A 14,541-nucleotide genomic window follows, 5' to 3' on the forward strand; every position below is an offset into this window, starting at 1 on the left:
CCGGCCTCTGCCGACGTCCCCGTCCCGGTCCCGGCCTCTGCCGATGCCCCCGTCCCGGTCCCGGCCTCTGCCGATGTCTCCGCCTCGGTCCCGGCCTCTGCCGATGTCCCCGCCACGGTCCCGACCTCCGGCCTGGCCTCTGTCTCTGCCCCGGCCCCGGCCCCGGCCTCCGCCTCGGCCCCCGCCTCCGACCCCGGCTCACAATCCCCCGTCGCCCCAGGGCCCGGCGCCCAGCCCGGCAGTGGCCTCGGCTGGCTTCTCGACGATCTCGTCGCCCGGACCGACCACGTCCGGCAGGCCGTGCTGCTCACCGCCGACGGGCTGCCGCTCAGCCACTCCGAGGGGATGCGGCGGCGGGACATCGAGCACCTCGCGGCGGTCTGTTCCGGCTTCCACAGCCTGGCCCGCTCGGCGGGGGACCGGTTCGGCGCCGGGGAGGTGCGGCAGACCATGGTGATGCTCGACGACGCCTATCTCTTCGTCACCCCGGCCGGACACGGCAGCCGGCTCGCCGTCCTCAGCGACGTCCGCACCGACGTCGGCCAGCTGGCCCACGAGATGGCTCTGCTCGTCCGCCGCCTCGGCCGGCACCTGGACGCCGCCGCGCGCTCGGCCCCCTGACGACCGCGGTGAGCGACGAGCACTGGTACGAGGACGAGACCGGCTCGCTGGTCCGCCCCTACACCGTGACCCGGGGCCGCACCGAACCCTCCGGCCGGCACTCCATCGATCTGATGTCCCAGGTCACGGCCGTGGACCTGGGCACGGACGCGGGCCGCCCGGACGTCGACCATGCCCGCACCGCCCTGCTCGCCCTGGTGCGGCGCGGCTCCCGGCCGGTCGTGGAGCTCGCCGCGGACGCCGACCTGCCGCTCACCGTCGTACGCGTGCTGCTCGGCGATCTCGCCGAGGCCGGCCTGGTGCGGATCGACGCGCCGCGCCGGGTGGAGCCGGCCGGCCCCGCCGCCGACCCCGAGCTGCTGAAGGAGATCGTGGAGCGGCTGCGGGAGCTCTGAGCTCCGGCCCCGCGCAACGAATCGCCGCCGGGCCCCCGCCGCACGCAACGAACCGCTCACCGGCACGCAACGGCTCCTCCTTGTCCGGCCCGGCCCGCCGACCGTACGGTCTAACTGGCCCCCAGACCCCTCCGTACCCGGTGAGGACCCGCATGCGCACCGCCCTGCTCCAGAGCTCCGGCCGCCCCGGCTCGACCGTCGAGAACCTCAAGGTGCTCGACGAGACCGCCGGCCGGGCCGCCGCCGCGGGCGCCGCGCTGCTGGTCGCCCCGGAGATGTTCCTGACGGGCTACGCGATCGGCGACGACATCGCCCGCCTCGCCGAGCCCGCCGACGGCGACAGCGCCGACGCGATCGCCGAGCTGGCCCACCGCCACGGCCTGGCGATCGCCTACGGGTACCCGGAGCGCGACGGCGACGCCGTCCACAACTCCGCCCAGCTGATCTCCGCCGACGGCACCCGGCTCGCGAACTACCGCAAGTCCCACCTCTTCGGCGGCTTCGAGCGGGACCACTTCACCGCGGGCGACCAGCCGGTCGTCCAGGCGGAGCTGAACGGCCTCACCGTCGGGATCATGATCTGCTACGACGTGGAGTTCCCGGAGCTCGTCCGCGCCCACGCCCTGGCCGGTACCGACCTGCTCCTCGTCCCGACGGCGAACATGCACCCGTTCGAGCTCGTCGCCGAGTCCCTGGTCCCGGTGCGGGCCTGGGAGAACCAGATGTACGTGGCCTACGCCAACCGCGTCGGCCAGGAAGGCGAGTTCGAGTTCTTCGGGCTCTCCGCGCTGGCCGGACCCGACGGGGTCACCCGCGCCCGCGCCGGACGCGGTGAGGAACTGGTCCTCGCCGACCTCGACCCCGCGCTCCTCGCCGCCTCCCGCGAGGCGAACCCGTACCTGAAGGACCGCCGCCCCGGCCTCTACGGGTCCCTGGCCTGACCTTCCCCGCTCTTCCTCACACTTTTCGCGTTTCGCAAGGAGCCCGTACCCCATGACGTCCACGGTGCCCAACGCCGTCGAGCACGCCGACGAGCAGCAGCCGCCGATCACCATGTTCGGCCCGGACTTCCCCTACGCCTACGACGACTTCCTCGCCCACCCGGCGGGCCTCGGCCAGATCCCGGCGACCGGGCACGGCACCGAGGTCGCGGTCATCGGCGGCGGCCTGTCCGGCATCGTGGCCGCGTACGAGCTGATGAAGATGGGCCTGAAGCCGGTCGTCTACGAGGCCGACGAGATCGGCGGACGGCTGCGGACCGTCGGCTTCGAGGGCTGCGACCCCTCGCTGACCGCCGAGATGGGCGCGATGCGCTTCCCGCCCTCCTCCACCGCCCTCCAGCACTACATCGACCTGGTGGGCCTGGAGACCCGGCCCTTCCCCAACCCCCTCGCGGAGGCGACCCCTTCGACCGTCGTCGACCTCAAGGGCGAGTCGCACTACGCCGAGACGGCCGACGACCTCCCGCAGGTCTACCGGGATGTCGCCGCCGCCTGGAACAAGTGCCTGGAAGAGGGCGCCGACTTCTCCGACATGAACCGCGCGATGCGCGAGCGGGACGTGCCGCGCATCCGCGAGATCTGGGCGAAGCTCGTCGAGAAGCTCGACAACCAGACCTTCTACGGCTTCCTCTGCGACTCCGAGGCCTTCAGGTCCTTCCGGCACCGCGAGATCTTCGGCCAGGTCGGCTTCGGGACCGGCGGCTGGGACACCGACTTCCCCAACTCCATCCTGGAGATCCTGCGGGTCGTCTACACCGAGGCCGACGACCACCACCGCGGCATCGTCGGCGGCTCCCAGCAACTGCCGCTGCGCCTCTGGGAACGCGAGCCCGAGAAGATAGTGCACTGGGCGTACGGGACGTCGCTCGCGAAACTGCACGAGAACGGCGAGCCCCGCCCCGCCGTGACCCGGCTGCACCGCACCACCGGCAACCGGATCACGGTGACGGACGCGAACGGCGACATCCGCACCTACCAGGCGGCGATCTTCACCGCCCAGTCCTGGATGCTGCTCTCCAAGATCGCCTGCGACGACTCGCTCTTCCCGATCGACCACTGGACCGCGATCGAGCGCACCCACTACATGGAGTCCTCGAAGCTGTTCGTGCCCGTCGACCGGCCGTTCTGGCTGGACAAGGCCGTCGACGACAGGGGAAATCCGACCGGGCGGGACGTCATGTCGATGACGCTCACCGACCGGATGACGCGCGGCACCTACCTCCTCGACGACGGCCCGGGCAAGCCCGCCGTCATCTGCCTCTCCTACACCTGGTGCGACGACAGCCTGAAGTGGCTGCCGCTGTCGGCGCACGAGCGGATGGAGGTCATGCTGAAGTCGCTCGGCGAGATCTACCCGAAGGTCGACATCAGGAAGCACGTCATCGGCAACCCGGTGACCGTGTCCTGGGAGAACGAGCCCTACTTCATGGGCGCGTTCAAGGCCAACCTGCCCGGCCACTACCGCTACCAGCGGCGCCTGTTCACGCACTTCATGCAGGACCGGCTGCCCGCGGACAAGCGGGGCGTCTTCCTCGCCGGGGACGACATCTCCTGGACGGCGGGCTGGGCCGAGGGTGCCGTCCAGACCGCGTTGAACGCGGTCTGGGGCGTCATGCACCACTTCGGCGGGGAGACCGACGCGGCCAACCCCGGCCCCGGTGACGTCTACGACGAGATCGCGCCGGTCGAGCTCCCCGAGGACTGAGCGAGCCCGTCAGAAGCCGGCCGCCCGGGCCGCCGAGTACACCTCGGCGGCCACGTCCTTCAGTTCCTCCGCGTCCCGTGCGGCCCACGAGAGGTCGACCAGGAACTCGTCGAGACCGATCTCGGCGTACTCCATCAGATCGGCGACGATCTGCTCGACATCGCCCTGGAAGGGCCGGCGGTCCGGCCCCTCGAACCGCTTGGCGGTGTAGTCGGGGTTCACGCGCACGACCGTCCGCAACGGCCGGGTGCGGCCCCGCTCCGCGGCGAGGTCCTGCAACCGGCGCCGGCTCTCGGCCACCTGCTCGGGGCCGTCGGCGTACGGCAGCCAGCCGTCGGCGTGGTCGACGAGCCGGCGCATCGCCCGCGGGGTGTTGGCGGGCAGCAGGATCGGGATCGGCCGGGCCGGCTTCGGCCCGACGACGGCCGAGGCGATCTTCGTGATCCGGCCCTCGTAGACCACCGGGTCCGGGCCCCACACCGCCCGGCACACCTCGATCACCTCGTCCATGACCTTGCCGCGCTCCTCGAACGGGCGGACTCCCTGGGCCGCGTACTCGTCCAGGGACCAGCCGCTGCCGAGGCCCGCGACCACCCGGCCGCCGCTCGCCGCGTCCAGCGTGGCCAGGGACTTGGCCAGCTGGAAGGGGATGTGCAGCGGGGCCACCAGTACCGCGGTGCCCAGCTCGGCCCGCTGGGTGGCCGCCGCCGCGAGGGTCAGCGTGACCAGCGGCTCGGCCACGCCCCGGTAGGCGTCGGGCCAGGGCAGGCCCGGGACGCCGTACAGCGGCTGGGTCTGGGGTTCCGGGAACAGGGCCCGTTCGTACACCCAGAGACTGTCGTATCCGATGTCCTCGGCGGCCCGTGCCACGTCGGGCACGTCCTTGCCGAGGTCGTACTGCCGATTCTGCGGAAGACCGATTCCGAGCCGGGTCGTCATGGCATGCGCTCCCTTGGTAATTGATTGCGCAATCAAGTTAACGTTATCTCGGTGGAGCGGGAAACGGCTCCGCCGAGGTTGGCCTGATCGGATCCGTCAGTCGCGCAGCGGTGTGAGCAGCATCCGGCCCGCCAGACCGACGGCCGCGTCCAGCCGCTCGGTGAACTCCTCGACCAGGTCCTCGAACCTGCGCAGCGCCCACAGCGCCCGGGCCGCCGACCAGGTCGCGTCCCGGGCCCGCTCCAGGCTCCAGGAACCGAGCAGATGCGTCAGCGGATCGGCGATCTGGAGCACGTCGGGCCCCGGCATCAGGTCCTCGCGGATGCGCTCCTCCAGTGAGACGAGCAGGTCGCCGACGCGGTCGAACTCGTCCTCCAGGTCGGCCGGTTCGCAGCCGAGCGTGCGGCAGGCGTCGACCACGGCCAGCGCCAGGTCGTGCCCGATGTGCGCGTTGATGCCGGCCAGCGCGAACTGCAGCGGGCGTACCCCGGGATGCCGGCGGAACTGGAACAACGGCCGCCAGCAGGCCGGGGGTCGGCGGCCCGCCGCCTCCGTGTCCACGGCGGCCAGGTAGCGCTCGGCGAACCGCACGTCGAGGGTGGCCGCGGCCCCGGGATCCGTGAACCGGCCCGCGTCCAGGCGCCGTTCGACCTCCTCCGTGACGGTGAGGTACACCCGGTTGAAGACCGCGATGCCGTCGCGCTCGGGCAGGTCCGCGTCCAGGGCGCGCATCCGGGCGACGACGGTGCCGACCGGAGCGGTGAGGTGTTCCGACTGCGCCATGGGGGAAGGGTCCCAGCCCCGGGCCGACGCGCGCGCCGACGGGCCCGGCGCTTCCCCGGAACGGGGGAACGGACCCACCGCACGGGCAGGGGAGCGCGCCGTGCGGGAGGAGGTGCCGCCTGCCTACGGCCGGTTGTCGTCGTAGGAACTGGCGCCCTCGTCAAGGAGCGGTTCCAGTCGCTTGAGGTGGGCCGGGGCCAGGGCACGCAGGCCGTGGTAGCCGATGATGACCACCAGGGTGCCGAGGGCGATGCCGCTGAGGGAGAAGGTGTCGGTGAACTTCAGGCTCACGTTGCCGACGCCGATGATGATGCCGGCGGCCGCCGGGACCAGGTTCAGCGGGTTGCGCAGGTCGACCCGGGCGTGCAGCCAGATCTGGGCGCCGAGCAGGCCGATCATGCCGTAGAGGATGACCGTGATGCCGCCGAGGACCCCGCCCGGGATCGCGGCCACGATCGCGCCGAACTTGGGGCAGACGCCGAAGAGCAGCGCGAAGCCGGCGGCGGCCCAGTAGGCGGCGGTGGAGTAGACGCGGGTCGCGGCCATCACGCCGATGTTCTCGGAGTAGGTGGTGTTGGGCGGGCCGCCCACGGCGGTGGAGAGCATCGAGGCGACGCCGTCGGCCGAGATCGCGGTGCCGAGCTTGTCGTCCAGCGGGTCGCCGGTCATCTCGCCGACCGCCTTGATGTGCCCGGTGTTCTCGGCGACCAGGGCGATGACGACGGGCAGGGCGACCAGGATCGCCGACCACTGGAAGGACGGGCCGTGGAAGGACGGCAGCCCGATCCAGTCGGCCCGGCCGACGCCGGAGAGGTCCAGGCGCCAGTGGTCGGTGACCTTGCCGCCCGGGCCCATGGAGTGGATCCTGCCGAAGATCCGGTCCAGGGCCCAGGAGAGGGCGTACCCGAAGACCAGGCCCAGGAAGATCGCGATGCGGGACCAGAAACCACGCAGACAGACGACGGCCAGACCGGTGAACGACATCACCAGCAGGGCGGTCCACTGGTCCTGCGGCCAGTAGGTGGAGGCGGTGACCGGCGCGAGGTTGAAGCCGATCAGCATCACCACCGCGCCGGTGACGATGGGCGGCATCGCGGCGTGGATGATCCGCGCCCCGAAGCGCTGCACGGCGACACCCACCAGGAACAGCACCACGCCGACCACGAAGACCGCGCCGGTCACGGTGGCGCTGGTGCCGCCCTGTGCGCGGATGACGGCGGCCACCCCGACGAAGGACAGCGAGCAGCCCAGATAGCTGGGCACCCGGCCGCGCGTCGCCAGCAGGAAGATCACGGTCGCGACGCCGGACATCATGATCGCGAGGTTGGGGTCCAGGCCCATCAGAACGGGCGCCACGAAGGAGGCGCCGAACATGGCCACCACGTGCTGGGCGCCGAGCCCGACCGTGCGCGGCCAGGAGAGCCGTTCGTCGGGGCGTACCACCGCTCCCGGCGCGGGCGTGCGCCCGTCGCCGTGCAGTTTCCAGCGCACGCCGAGGTCCATGGTGGGCTTCGCTTTCTTTGTACGTGAAGACAGTCCGAACCATTGTCACGGCTACCTGGCAGTTCTACGCTCACACGGTCCTACTCATGAACTGCGTTCATAACTCTGAATAAATGATCGGAGTGCTCGGTGAGTGGAAGATCCCGTGCGGCCGTTCTGCTGACGACTCTGGTGGCGTTCGGAGCGGTCCTCGTCCCCTCCGCCCAAGCCGCGGCCAAGGCCCCGGACACCGCCGTCCTCGACGGCGCCCGGCTCCAGCGCACCAAGGCCGGACTGCGCGACGGCGACCCGCAACTGCGGCGCGCGCTCGGCGACTTGACGACCCGCGCCGACACCTGGCTGGACCAGGGCCCCTGGACGGTCGTCGACAAGCCCAAGCCCGCCCCGGGCGGTGACGTCCACGACTACCTCAGCCAGGCCCCCTACTGGTGGCCCACCACCGCACCCACCGCCGACAACCCCTGGGGCTGCCCCTACGTCCAGCGCGACGGCCGGCGCAATCCCGAGGTCGACAGCGGCACCGACCGCCAGGACGTCGAGAAGGTCTTCGACTCGACGTACGACCTCTCCCTGGCCTGGTACTACACCGGCAGGCGGGCGTACGCCGAGAAGGCCGGGCAGATCCTGCGCACCTGGTTCCTCGACCCGGCGACCCGGATGACCCCGAACCTGAACCACGCCCAGTTCATCCCGTGCAAGTACGACGGCCGGGCCATCGGGATCATCGACTTCTCCCAGTCGTACACGAGCGTGGTCGACGCGCTGGCGGTCCTCGGCACCGGAGCCCCCGGCTGGAGCGCCGACGACCGGGCCGGGATGCGGAGCTGGAACACGGACTTCCTCGGCTGGCTGAAGAACAGCGCCTTCGGCAAGGAGGAGGGGGCCGCCGCCAACAACCACGGCACCTTCTACGACATGCAGCTCGCCGCCCTCGCCTACGCGACCGGCGACAAGGCGCTGGCCAGGCAGACCGTGCTGGACGCGCGGCCGAAGCGGATCGACCCGCAGGTCGCGGGGGACGGCAGCCAGCCGCAGGAGCTGGCCCGCACCAGGAGCTGGCACTACTCGACCTTCGACCTGGTCGCCTACACCCGGCTCGCCGCCATCGGCCGGCACGTCGGCGTGAACCTGTGGAGCTACCGGGGGCCCGACGGGCAGAGCCTGTTCAAGGCCGTGGACTACCTCCTGCCGGCCGCGACCGGCGCGGCCGCCTGGCCGTATCCGGAGCTGGAGTTCCACCGCTACGCGGCGAGCGACGTCGTGCACGCGGCGGCCGACGCCGGCGACAAGGCGGCCCAGAAGGCGGTACGGAGGCTGGAGACACCGCCCGGCGGTGACCTCTGGGCGCTGCGGCCGGCCGCCGAGCAGCTGGACTCGATCGCGGGCTGACCGGCCCCTCCCCGGCCGGGGCTCCTGAGCGTCCGCTTAGGATGGAGTGTCCCCGCCGCTTCGTCTACTGCTCAGGAGCCCTGCCGTGACCGCCGAAGCCCTGCCCGCCCCGGCCCTCTCCTACGGCCGGCTGCTGCCGGTCAGCGTCCACTTCGACGACCTCGACGCGCTCGGGATGCTGCACAACGCCCGCTACCCGCTGCTGGTGGAACGCGCCTGGACCGAGTTCTGGCAGGAGCACGGCGTCCGCTTCGACGGCGACTGGGCCACCGCCGGGGACGCCTGCAACGTGGTCAGGGAACTGCGTATCGGCTACGAGGCGCCGGTCACCAGGTCGGGCACCTACGCCGTCCACCTCTGGCTGGAACGGCTCGGCAGCACCGGCCTGACCTACGGCTTCCGCTTCTGCTCGCCGGACGGCGCGACCACCTACGCGCAGGGCACCCGGGTGCTCGTCCGGCTGGACGCGGCCACCCTGCGCCCCACGCCGTGGAGCGAGACGTTCAGGGCCGTGGGTCAGGAACTGCTGCGGCCTGCGGGCTGACCTCCGGGCGGCCGCCCCGTGTCCCGGCGCGCAGCACGCCCGCGAACGCCACCAGCCCCAGTGCCAGCACCGTGACCAGGCAGAACGACACCACCAGACTGGTCGCCTGGGCGATTCCGCCGATCAGGCTGGGCGCGATCAGGCCCGAGGTGTAGGTGATCGTCGCCACGCCCGCGATCGCCTGGCTCGGGTTCGGCCCGGCGTGCCCGGCCGCCGCGAAGCACAGCGGTACGACGACCGCGATGCCGAGGCCCATCAGCGCGAACCCGGTCATCGCCACCGCCGGCTGCCCGGCGAGAACCACCAGCAGCCCGCCGACGGCCGCCAGCACACCCCCGGCGCGCACCGTCCGCACCGCCCCGAAGCGGTTCACCACCGCGTCCCCGCCGATCCGGGCCACCGCCATGGCCAGCATGAACCCGGTGGTGGTGGCCGCCGCGAGCCCCGCCGAGCTGCCCATCCGGTCCCGCAGGAACACCGCCGACCAGTCCAGGCTCGCCCCCTCCGCGAACACCGCGCAGAAGCCCACCGTGCCGATCAGTAGCGCCGACCGGGGCGGCAGCGTGAACCGCGGCGGCGGCTCCTCGTCCTCGCCGGCCCGGACGTCCAGGACGAAGCCGGCCGCCAGGACGCCGAGCGCGGTGAGGACGGCCGCCGCCAGGGCGAAGTGCACGCGCGCGTCCGTGCCCAGATGCGCGGCGAGGGTGCCCGCGGCCGAGCCGACCAGGGTGCCCGCGCTCCACATGCCGTGCAGCCCCGACATGATCGACCTGTCGAGCAGCCGCTCGATCTCCACGCCGAGCGCGTTCATCACCACGTCCGCCATGCCGGCGCTGGCGCCGTACACGAACATCGCCAGGCACAGCAGATACAGGTTCGTCGCGAGCGACGGCAGGACCAGCGACAGCGTCCACAGGGCGATCAGTCCGCGCAGCGCCGTACGGCTGCCGAAGCGGTGGCTGATCCGGCCGGCCAGCGGCATCGAGCACGAGGCGCCGAACGCCGTGAAGGCGAGCGCGAAGCCCAACTGCCCGGCGCTGAGCGAGGCATGGTCCTGGATCCACGGCACCCGGGTCGCGAACGAGCCGGTGACGGCACCGTGCACGGTGAACACGGCCGCGACGGCGTACCGCGCGCTCTTCACCCCCTGCTGCTCGCAACCCACGTCTTTCATGGTCCTGCCCCTCCCGGCCGGGTACCGCCCCGCTGCCCGCCGTAAACTATCAGGGACCCTGCCTGATAGATAGAGAGTTATGTGGCCGTCCTGAGCCACGAGGATCTGGGAGGATGCCCGTCATGCCCGCATCACCGAGCACCGCCCGGGCCATCAACGACCGGCTCGCACTGAGCCTGCTCCAGGAGCAAGGCCCGCTGACGGCAGGGCAGTTGAAACAGCTGACCGGGCTGTCCCGGCCGACCGTCGCCGACCTGGTCGAACGGCTCACCGCGTCCGGTCTGATCACGGTGGTCGGCGAGTCGGGCGAGCAGCGCCGGGGGCCGAACGCCCGGCTGTACGGCATCGTCGCCGACCGGGTGTGTCTGGCCGCCCTCGACGTGCGCACCGACAGCGTCTCGGTGCTCGTCTCCGACCTGGTGGGGCGGGTGCTGGCCGACGGGTCGGTGCCGGTGGCACCGGAGGCGGGGGAGGCGGCGGCCGTGGAGCGGGCGGTGGAACTGGTGGAGCGCGCGGCCAAGGAGGCGGGGGCGTCCGGGGACGGGGGGCAACTGCACACCGTGGGCATCGGGGCGCCCGGGCTCATCGATCCGGCCACGGGTGAGCTCCGCGACTCGGCCGGCCTGCCCGGCTGGCACCGCCGGCTGGTCGCCGCCCTCCAGGAACGCTTCCCGCAGGCCCGGGTCAGTGTCGAGAACGAGACCAACCTGGCCGCCCTCGCCGAGCAGCGGGAGGGCGTCGCCCGGGACCGCGACACCTTCGTCCTGCTCTGGCTGGGGGACAGCTGCGGCGCCGCCGTCGTCCTCGACGGCAGCCTGCGCCGCGGTGCCTCCGGTGGCACGGGCGAGATCGGCTTCCTGCCGGTGCCGGGCACGACCGGACTGCCATCGGCGACCGACTGCTCCGGGGGCTACCACTCACTGGTGGGAGCGGCGGCGATCGTGGAGCTGGCGCGGGAATTCGGGGTGGGGTCGGGTGGGTCCTCCGCCGCGTCTGTGGTTGCTGAGGCGGTAAGACGTGCGGGCGACGCCGACTTGGCGGCGCCCCCAAGGGGCGCGGGGAACTGCGCGACCAGCCACGACGGTGCCGCAGTCGACCCTCGACCGAACCTGCCTTCTCTCGCGGAGCACTCCGGCTTTCTCGGTGCCCTTGCCGACCGCATCGCCGTAGGCGTCGCCGCCGTCGTCGCCATCCTGGACCCCGGCTGCGTGGTCCTCGGCGGCGAGGTCGGCCCCGCCGGCGGCACGGCGCTCGCCACCCGGGTCGAGGCGCGGCTCCGCCGCATGTCCCCGCTGGTCACCGAGGTAAGGGCCGGCACCCTGGGCGGCGCGGCCGTCCTGCGCGGCGCCCTGCTCACCGCCCGAGAGCGTGCCCAGGACGAACTCTTCGCGGCGCCGGCCCGCTGACGCCCGCGTTGGGCGGGCCCGGCGACGGGCAAGGGCCGTCGTCACCGCCACCGGGTCCGCTTGAACCCTAAAAGGACTAGACCAGTGGGGTCAATAGGCGTGAATCAGCGTCAAGAGTCCTGGTCCGGGCGCCGGTTGCGCACATGACGGCCCGTCGGGGAAGTCCAGCGGCATGAGCTGTGAGGCACCCCACACGGTCCCCTTGCATGGACCACGATCGGGCGTGGCACACTGGCCGTGTACCAGAAGCAGCGCACTCCGGGGTCGGTGAAACTCCGAACCGGCGGTTACAGTCCGCGACCCGTCCGCTTCCAGCGGCCGGTTGACCAGGTGAAATTCCTGGACCGACGGTTAAAGTCCGGATGGGAGGCAGTGCGCGGCGGGCGAGCATGTACGTGTGCGCGCCGCCGTATCTGGTCTCGTCCCTCGCGGGCGGGACCTTGTCGGCGTCGCCCTCGGAGTGCTTGTCCGTACATTCTGTCGTCCGTCGACAGGCCCCGGAGTCCGTGCCCTATTGAGGCAGGAGGACCCGGGAAGTGTTCACCGGAATCGTCGAAGAGCTGGGTGAGGTCACCGCCGTCGAGAATCTCGGCGACGCCTCCCGTTTCCGGCTCCGTGGCCCCGTCGTGACCGAGGGCGCGCAGCATGGCGACTCCATCGCCGTGAACGGCGTCTGTCTGACCGTCGTGGAGCACGAGGGCGACGAGTTCACCGCCGACGTCATGGCGGAGACCCTCAAGCGTTCCTCCCTCGGCGCCCTGGACGTCGGCTCCCCCGTCAACCTGGAGCGCCCCACCGCGGTCGGCTCCCGCCTCGGCGGCCACATCGTGCAGGGCCACGTCGACGGCACCGGTCAGGTGCTGGCGCGCACGCCCTCCGAGAACTGGGAGATCGTCAAGGTCTCGCTCCCGGCCGACCTCGCGCGCTACGTCGTCGAGAAGGGCTCGATCACGGTCGACGGCATCAGCCTCACCGTCGTCGAGGCCGGCCCCGACTACTTCACCGTCAGCCTCATCCCCACCACCCTCGACCTGACCACGCTCGGCCGCAAGCAGCCCGGCGACCCGGTCAACCTTGAGGTCGACATCGTCGCCAAGTACGTGGAGCGCCTGCTCGCGAACACGCAGGGAGCGGACCGGTGAACTGGCTGAACTCCGAGGCCTTCACCCTCCTCGGCCAGCACATCATCTGGTCCGACATGATCGGCAACATCCTCGGCCTGATCACCCTCGCCCTCGGCTGGCGCCGCTCGCTGCTCACCTGGCCGGTGCAGTTCCTCTCCGGCCTGGTCCTGTTCATCGCCTTCTACGGCCACCTCGCCGGCAGCGCCGGCAAGCAGGTCGTCGTCATGACGGTCGCCCTGTACGGCTGGTGGCAGTGGAACCGCAGCAGGGGCCGGGCCGAGGACGGCGGGGACGGTCACATCGTCCCGCGCTTCGCCACCTGGCGTGAGCGCGGCGCGATGGTCGCCGCCGCGGCCGTCGGCACGATCGCCGTCGCCCTGCTCTTCAAGGCCTACCCGTCCCTGTCCTGGGACCCCTGGCCGGACGCCTACATCTTCGTCGGCACCGTCGTCGCCATGTACGCCCAGGCCCGCGGCATGGTCGAGTTCTGGATCGCCTGGCTCCTGGTCGACGTGGTCGGCGTCCCCCTCAACTTCGCCAACGGCTACGCCTTCTCCGGCTTCGTCTACGTCCTCTACGGCGCGCTCGTCCTGTGGGGCATGCGCGACTGGTGGCTGCGCTCCCGCGAGGGCTCGCGACCCGCTCTGGAAGGAGCACCCGCATGACCGCGGCACCGATCCTGTACAGCACCGACGGCGTCGAGGACCTCACCCTCGACCCGGTCGAGCAGGCCATCGCCGACATCGCGGCCGGCCGCCCGATCGTGGTCGTCGACGACGAGGACCGCGAGAACGAGGGCGACCTCGTCATCGCCGCCGAGAAGATCACCCCCGAGATCGTCGCCTTCATGATGAGCGAGTGCCGCGGCCTGATCTGCGCTCCCATGGAGGGCGAGGAGCTGGACCGGCTCGACCTGCCGCAGATGGTCGGTGACAACACCGAGTCCATGAAGACCGCGTTCACCGTCTCCGTGGACGCCTCCGCCGCGCACGGCGTCACCACCGGCATCTCGGCCGCCGACCGCGCCACCACGCTCCGGCTGCTGGCGAGCGGCCAGGCCGAGCCGGCGGACCTCGTCCGCCCCGGCCATGTCTTCCCGCTGCGCGCCCGGCCCGGCGGTGTCCTGGTCCGCAACGGCCACACCGAGGCCGCCGTCGACCTCGCCCGCCTCGCGGGCCTGCGCCCGGCCGGCGCCATCGTGGAGATCGCCGGCGAGGACGGCCGGATGCTCCGTCTTCCGGAGCTGATCCCGTTCGCCCGCAAGCACGGGCTGACGATCATCTCCATCGCGGACCTGGTCACCTACCGCCGGGCCGCCGCCGAGCCCACCGTCCGCCGCGAGGCCGAGGTCAACCTGCCCACCAAGCACGGCACCTTCACGGCGTACGGCTACCGCTCCACAACCGACGGCGTCGAGCATGTCGCCCTCGTCCACGGCGAGATCGGCGACGGCGAGGACGTCCTGGTCCGGGTCCACTCCGAGTGCCTCACCGGGGACGTCTTCGGCTCCGCCCGCTGCGACTGCGGACCCCAGCTCGACGCCGCCCTGGACCGTATCCAGGACGAGGGCCGGGGCATCGTCGTCTACCTGCGCGGACACGAGGGCCGGGGCATCGGGCTGCTGTCCAAGCTGCGCGCGTACGAACTCCAGGAGCGCGGCCGCGACACCCTCGACGCCAACCTCGAACTCGGCCTGCCCGCCGACGCCCGCGACTACGGCGCCGGCGCCCGGATCCTGGCCGATCTCGGGGTGCGCAGCGTCCGCCTGATGACCAACAACCCCGACAAGAGCGAAGCGCTGCTGAGCCACGGGCTCAAGATCAGCGGGCGCGAGCCGATGCCCGTACAGGCGGGCGAGCACAACCTCCGCTACCTGCGCACCAAGCGGGACCGGATGGGCCACGACCTGCCCTGGCTGGACACCCCGGCCGTGGCGGCGTGCGGCAACCAGTAACCG

General features: G+C 71.9%; 14 protein-coding genes and 1 riboswitch. Of the genes, 10 read left to right on the top strand and 4 right to left on the bottom strand.

What is annotated here, in order from left to right; all coding sequences use genetic code 11:
- Positions 1-132 precede the first annotated feature (132 nt).
- From SSP29_RS26420 to SSP29_RS26435, 4 genes are all read left to right on the top strand, one after another.
- Entirely contained in the window at positions 133-621 is a 489-nt protein-coding gene (locus SSP29_RS26420; protein ID WP_089103379.1) for a roadblock/LC7 domain-containing protein, read from the top strand.
- An 8-nt stretch (positions 622-629) separates the two neighbouring features.
- Positions 630-1,016 carry a DUF742 domain-containing protein gene (locus SSP29_RS26425; RefSeq protein ID WP_089103284.1) on the top strand — a complete coding sequence of 129 codons (387 nt, stop codon included), beginning with the start codon at positions 630-632 and terminating at the stop codon, positions 1,014-1,016.
- A gap of 152 nt (positions 1,017-1,168) precedes the next feature.
- Complete coding sequence (locus SSP29_RS26430; protein WP_089103285.1) at positions 1,169-1,957, top strand: carbon-nitrogen hydrolase family protein; 789 nt, start codon at positions 1,169-1,171, stop codon at positions 1,955-1,957.
- Between the two features lie 52 nt (positions 1,958-2,009).
- Positions 2,010-3,722 (top strand): flavin monoamine oxidase family protein, encoded by a 1,713-nt coding sequence (locus SSP29_RS26435; RefSeq protein WP_089103286.1) that lies wholly within the window; start codon positions 2,010-2,012, stop codon positions 3,720-3,722.
- A 9-nt stretch (positions 3,723-3,731) separates the two neighbouring features.
- On the opposite strand, the gene SSP29_RS26440 is transcribed toward SSP29_RS26435, so the two are convergent.
- From SSP29_RS26440 to SSP29_RS26450, 3 genes are all read right to left on the bottom strand, one after another.
- Positions 3,732-4,661, bottom strand: a complete 930-nt coding sequence (locus tag SSP29_RS26440; protein WP_089103287.1) for an LLM class F420-dependent oxidoreductase — start codon at positions 4,659-4,661, stop codon at positions 3,732-3,734.
- Between the two features lie 96 nt (positions 4,662-4,757).
- On the bottom strand, positions 4,758-5,444 hold the full coding sequence (locus SSP29_RS26445; RefSeq protein WP_089103288.1) for a DUF5995 family protein: 687 nt from the start codon (positions 5,442-5,444) through the stop codon (positions 4,758-4,760).
- 123 nt (positions 5,445-5,567) lie between these two features.
- Positions 5,568-6,947, bottom strand: coding sequence for a uracil-xanthine permease family protein (locus tag SSP29_RS26450; protein WP_089103289.1), 1,380 nt, complete (start codon positions 6,945-6,947; stop codon positions 5,568-5,570).
- 129 nt (positions 6,948-7,076) lie between these two features.
- On the opposite strand from SSP29_RS26450, the gene SSP29_RS26455 reads away from it, so the two are divergent.
- Both SSP29_RS26455 and SSP29_RS26460 read left to right on the top strand, forming a co-directional pair.
- On the top strand, positions 7,077-8,336 hold the full coding sequence (locus SSP29_RS26455) for an alginate lyase family protein (RefSeq protein ID WP_089103290.1): 1,260 nt from the start codon (positions 7,077-7,079) through the stop codon (positions 8,334-8,336).
- 85 nt (positions 8,337-8,421) lie between these two features.
- On the top strand, positions 8,422-8,880 hold the full coding sequence (locus SSP29_RS26460) for an acyl-CoA thioesterase (protein ID WP_089103291.1): 459 nt from the start codon (positions 8,422-8,424) through the stop codon (positions 8,878-8,880).
- On the opposite strand, the gene SSP29_RS26465 is transcribed toward SSP29_RS26460, so the two are convergent.
- Positions 8,840-10,054 carry an MFS transporter gene (locus SSP29_RS26465; protein ID WP_089103292.1) on the bottom strand — a complete coding sequence of 405 codons (1,215 nt, stop codon included), beginning with the start codon at positions 10,052-10,054 and terminating at the stop codon, positions 8,840-8,842. The two genes, SSP29_RS26460 and SSP29_RS26465, sit on opposite strands and share 41 nt — an antisense overlap.
- Positions 10,055-10,176: 122 nt before the next feature.
- Between SSP29_RS26465 and SSP29_RS26470 the strand changes: the two genes are divergently transcribed.
- The 4 genes from SSP29_RS26470 to SSP29_RS26485 all read left to right on the top strand — a co-directional run bounded on the left by SSP29_RS26470 (position 10,177) and on the right by SSP29_RS26485 (position 14,538).
- Positions 10,177-11,460 carry an ROK family transcriptional regulator gene (locus SSP29_RS26470; protein WP_089103380.1) on the top strand — a complete coding sequence of 428 codons (1,284 nt, stop codon included), beginning with the start codon at positions 10,177-10,179 and terminating at the stop codon, positions 11,458-11,460.
- A 249-nt stretch (positions 11,461-11,709) separates the two neighbouring features.
- Positions 11,710-11,840: riboswitch (FMN riboswitch) on the top strand.
- Positions 11,841-11,996: 156 nt separating this feature from the next.
- Positions 11,997-12,602, top strand: a complete 606-nt coding sequence (locus SSP29_RS26475) for a riboflavin synthase (protein WP_089103293.1) — start codon at positions 11,997-11,999, stop codon at positions 12,600-12,602.
- Positions 12,599-13,249, top strand: a complete 651-nt coding sequence (gene pnuC / locus SSP29_RS26480; RefSeq protein ID WP_089103294.1) for a nicotinamide riboside transporter PnuC — start codon at positions 12,599-12,601, stop codon at positions 13,247-13,249. Before SSP29_RS26475 ends, pnuC begins: the two co-directional genes overlap by 4 nt.
- Positions 13,246-14,538 (top strand): bifunctional 3,4-dihydroxy-2-butanone-4-phosphate synthase/GTP cyclohydrolase II, encoded by a 1,293-nt coding sequence (locus tag SSP29_RS26485; RefSeq protein ID WP_089103295.1) that lies wholly within the window; start codon positions 13,246-13,248, stop codon positions 14,536-14,538. The genes pnuC and SSP29_RS26485 overlap by 4 nt, the downstream gene beginning before the upstream one ends.
- The last annotated feature ends 3 nt before the right edge of the window (positions 14,539-14,541 follow it).

The sequence above is a fragment of the Streptomyces hyaluromycini genome (assembly GCF_002217755.1).
GTDB lineage: Bacteria > Actinomycetota > Actinomycetes > Streptomycetales > Streptomycetaceae > Streptomyces > Streptomyces hyaluromycini.

Excerpts from the sequence above, each read along its gene's own strand:
- SSP29_RS26430 (WP_089103285.1), top strand. The coding sequence starts at position 1,169 with ATGCGCACCGCCCTGCTCCAGAGCTCCGGCCGCCCCGGCTCGACCGTC.
- SSP29_RS26435 (WP_089103286.1), top strand. The coding sequence starts at position 2,010 with ATGACGTCCACGGTGCCCAACGCCGTCGAGCACGCCGACGAGCAGCAG.
- SSP29_RS26440 (WP_089103287.1), bottom strand. The coding sequence starts at position 4,661 with ATGACGACCCGGCTCGGAATCGGTCTTCCGCAGAATCGGCAGTACGAC.
- SSP29_RS26445 (WP_089103288.1), bottom strand. The coding sequence starts at position 5,444 with ATGGCGCAGTCGGAACACCTCACCGCTCCGGTCGGCACCGTCGTCGCC.
- SSP29_RS26450 (WP_089103289.1), bottom strand. The coding sequence starts at position 6,947 with ATGGACCTCGGCGTGCGCTGGAAACTGCACGGCGACGGGCGCACGCCC.
- SSP29_RS26465 (WP_089103292.1), bottom strand. The coding sequence starts at position 10,054 with ATGAAAGACGTGGGTTGCGAGCAGCAGGGGGTGAAGAGCGCGCGGTAC.
- SSP29_RS26470 (WP_089103380.1), top strand. The coding sequence starts at position 10,177 with ATGCCCGCATCACCGAGCACCGCCCGGGCCATCAACGACCGGCTCGCA.
- SSP29_RS26485 (WP_089103295.1), top strand. The coding sequence starts at position 13,246 with ATGACCGCGGCACCGATCCTGTACAGCACCGACGGCGTCGAGGACCTC.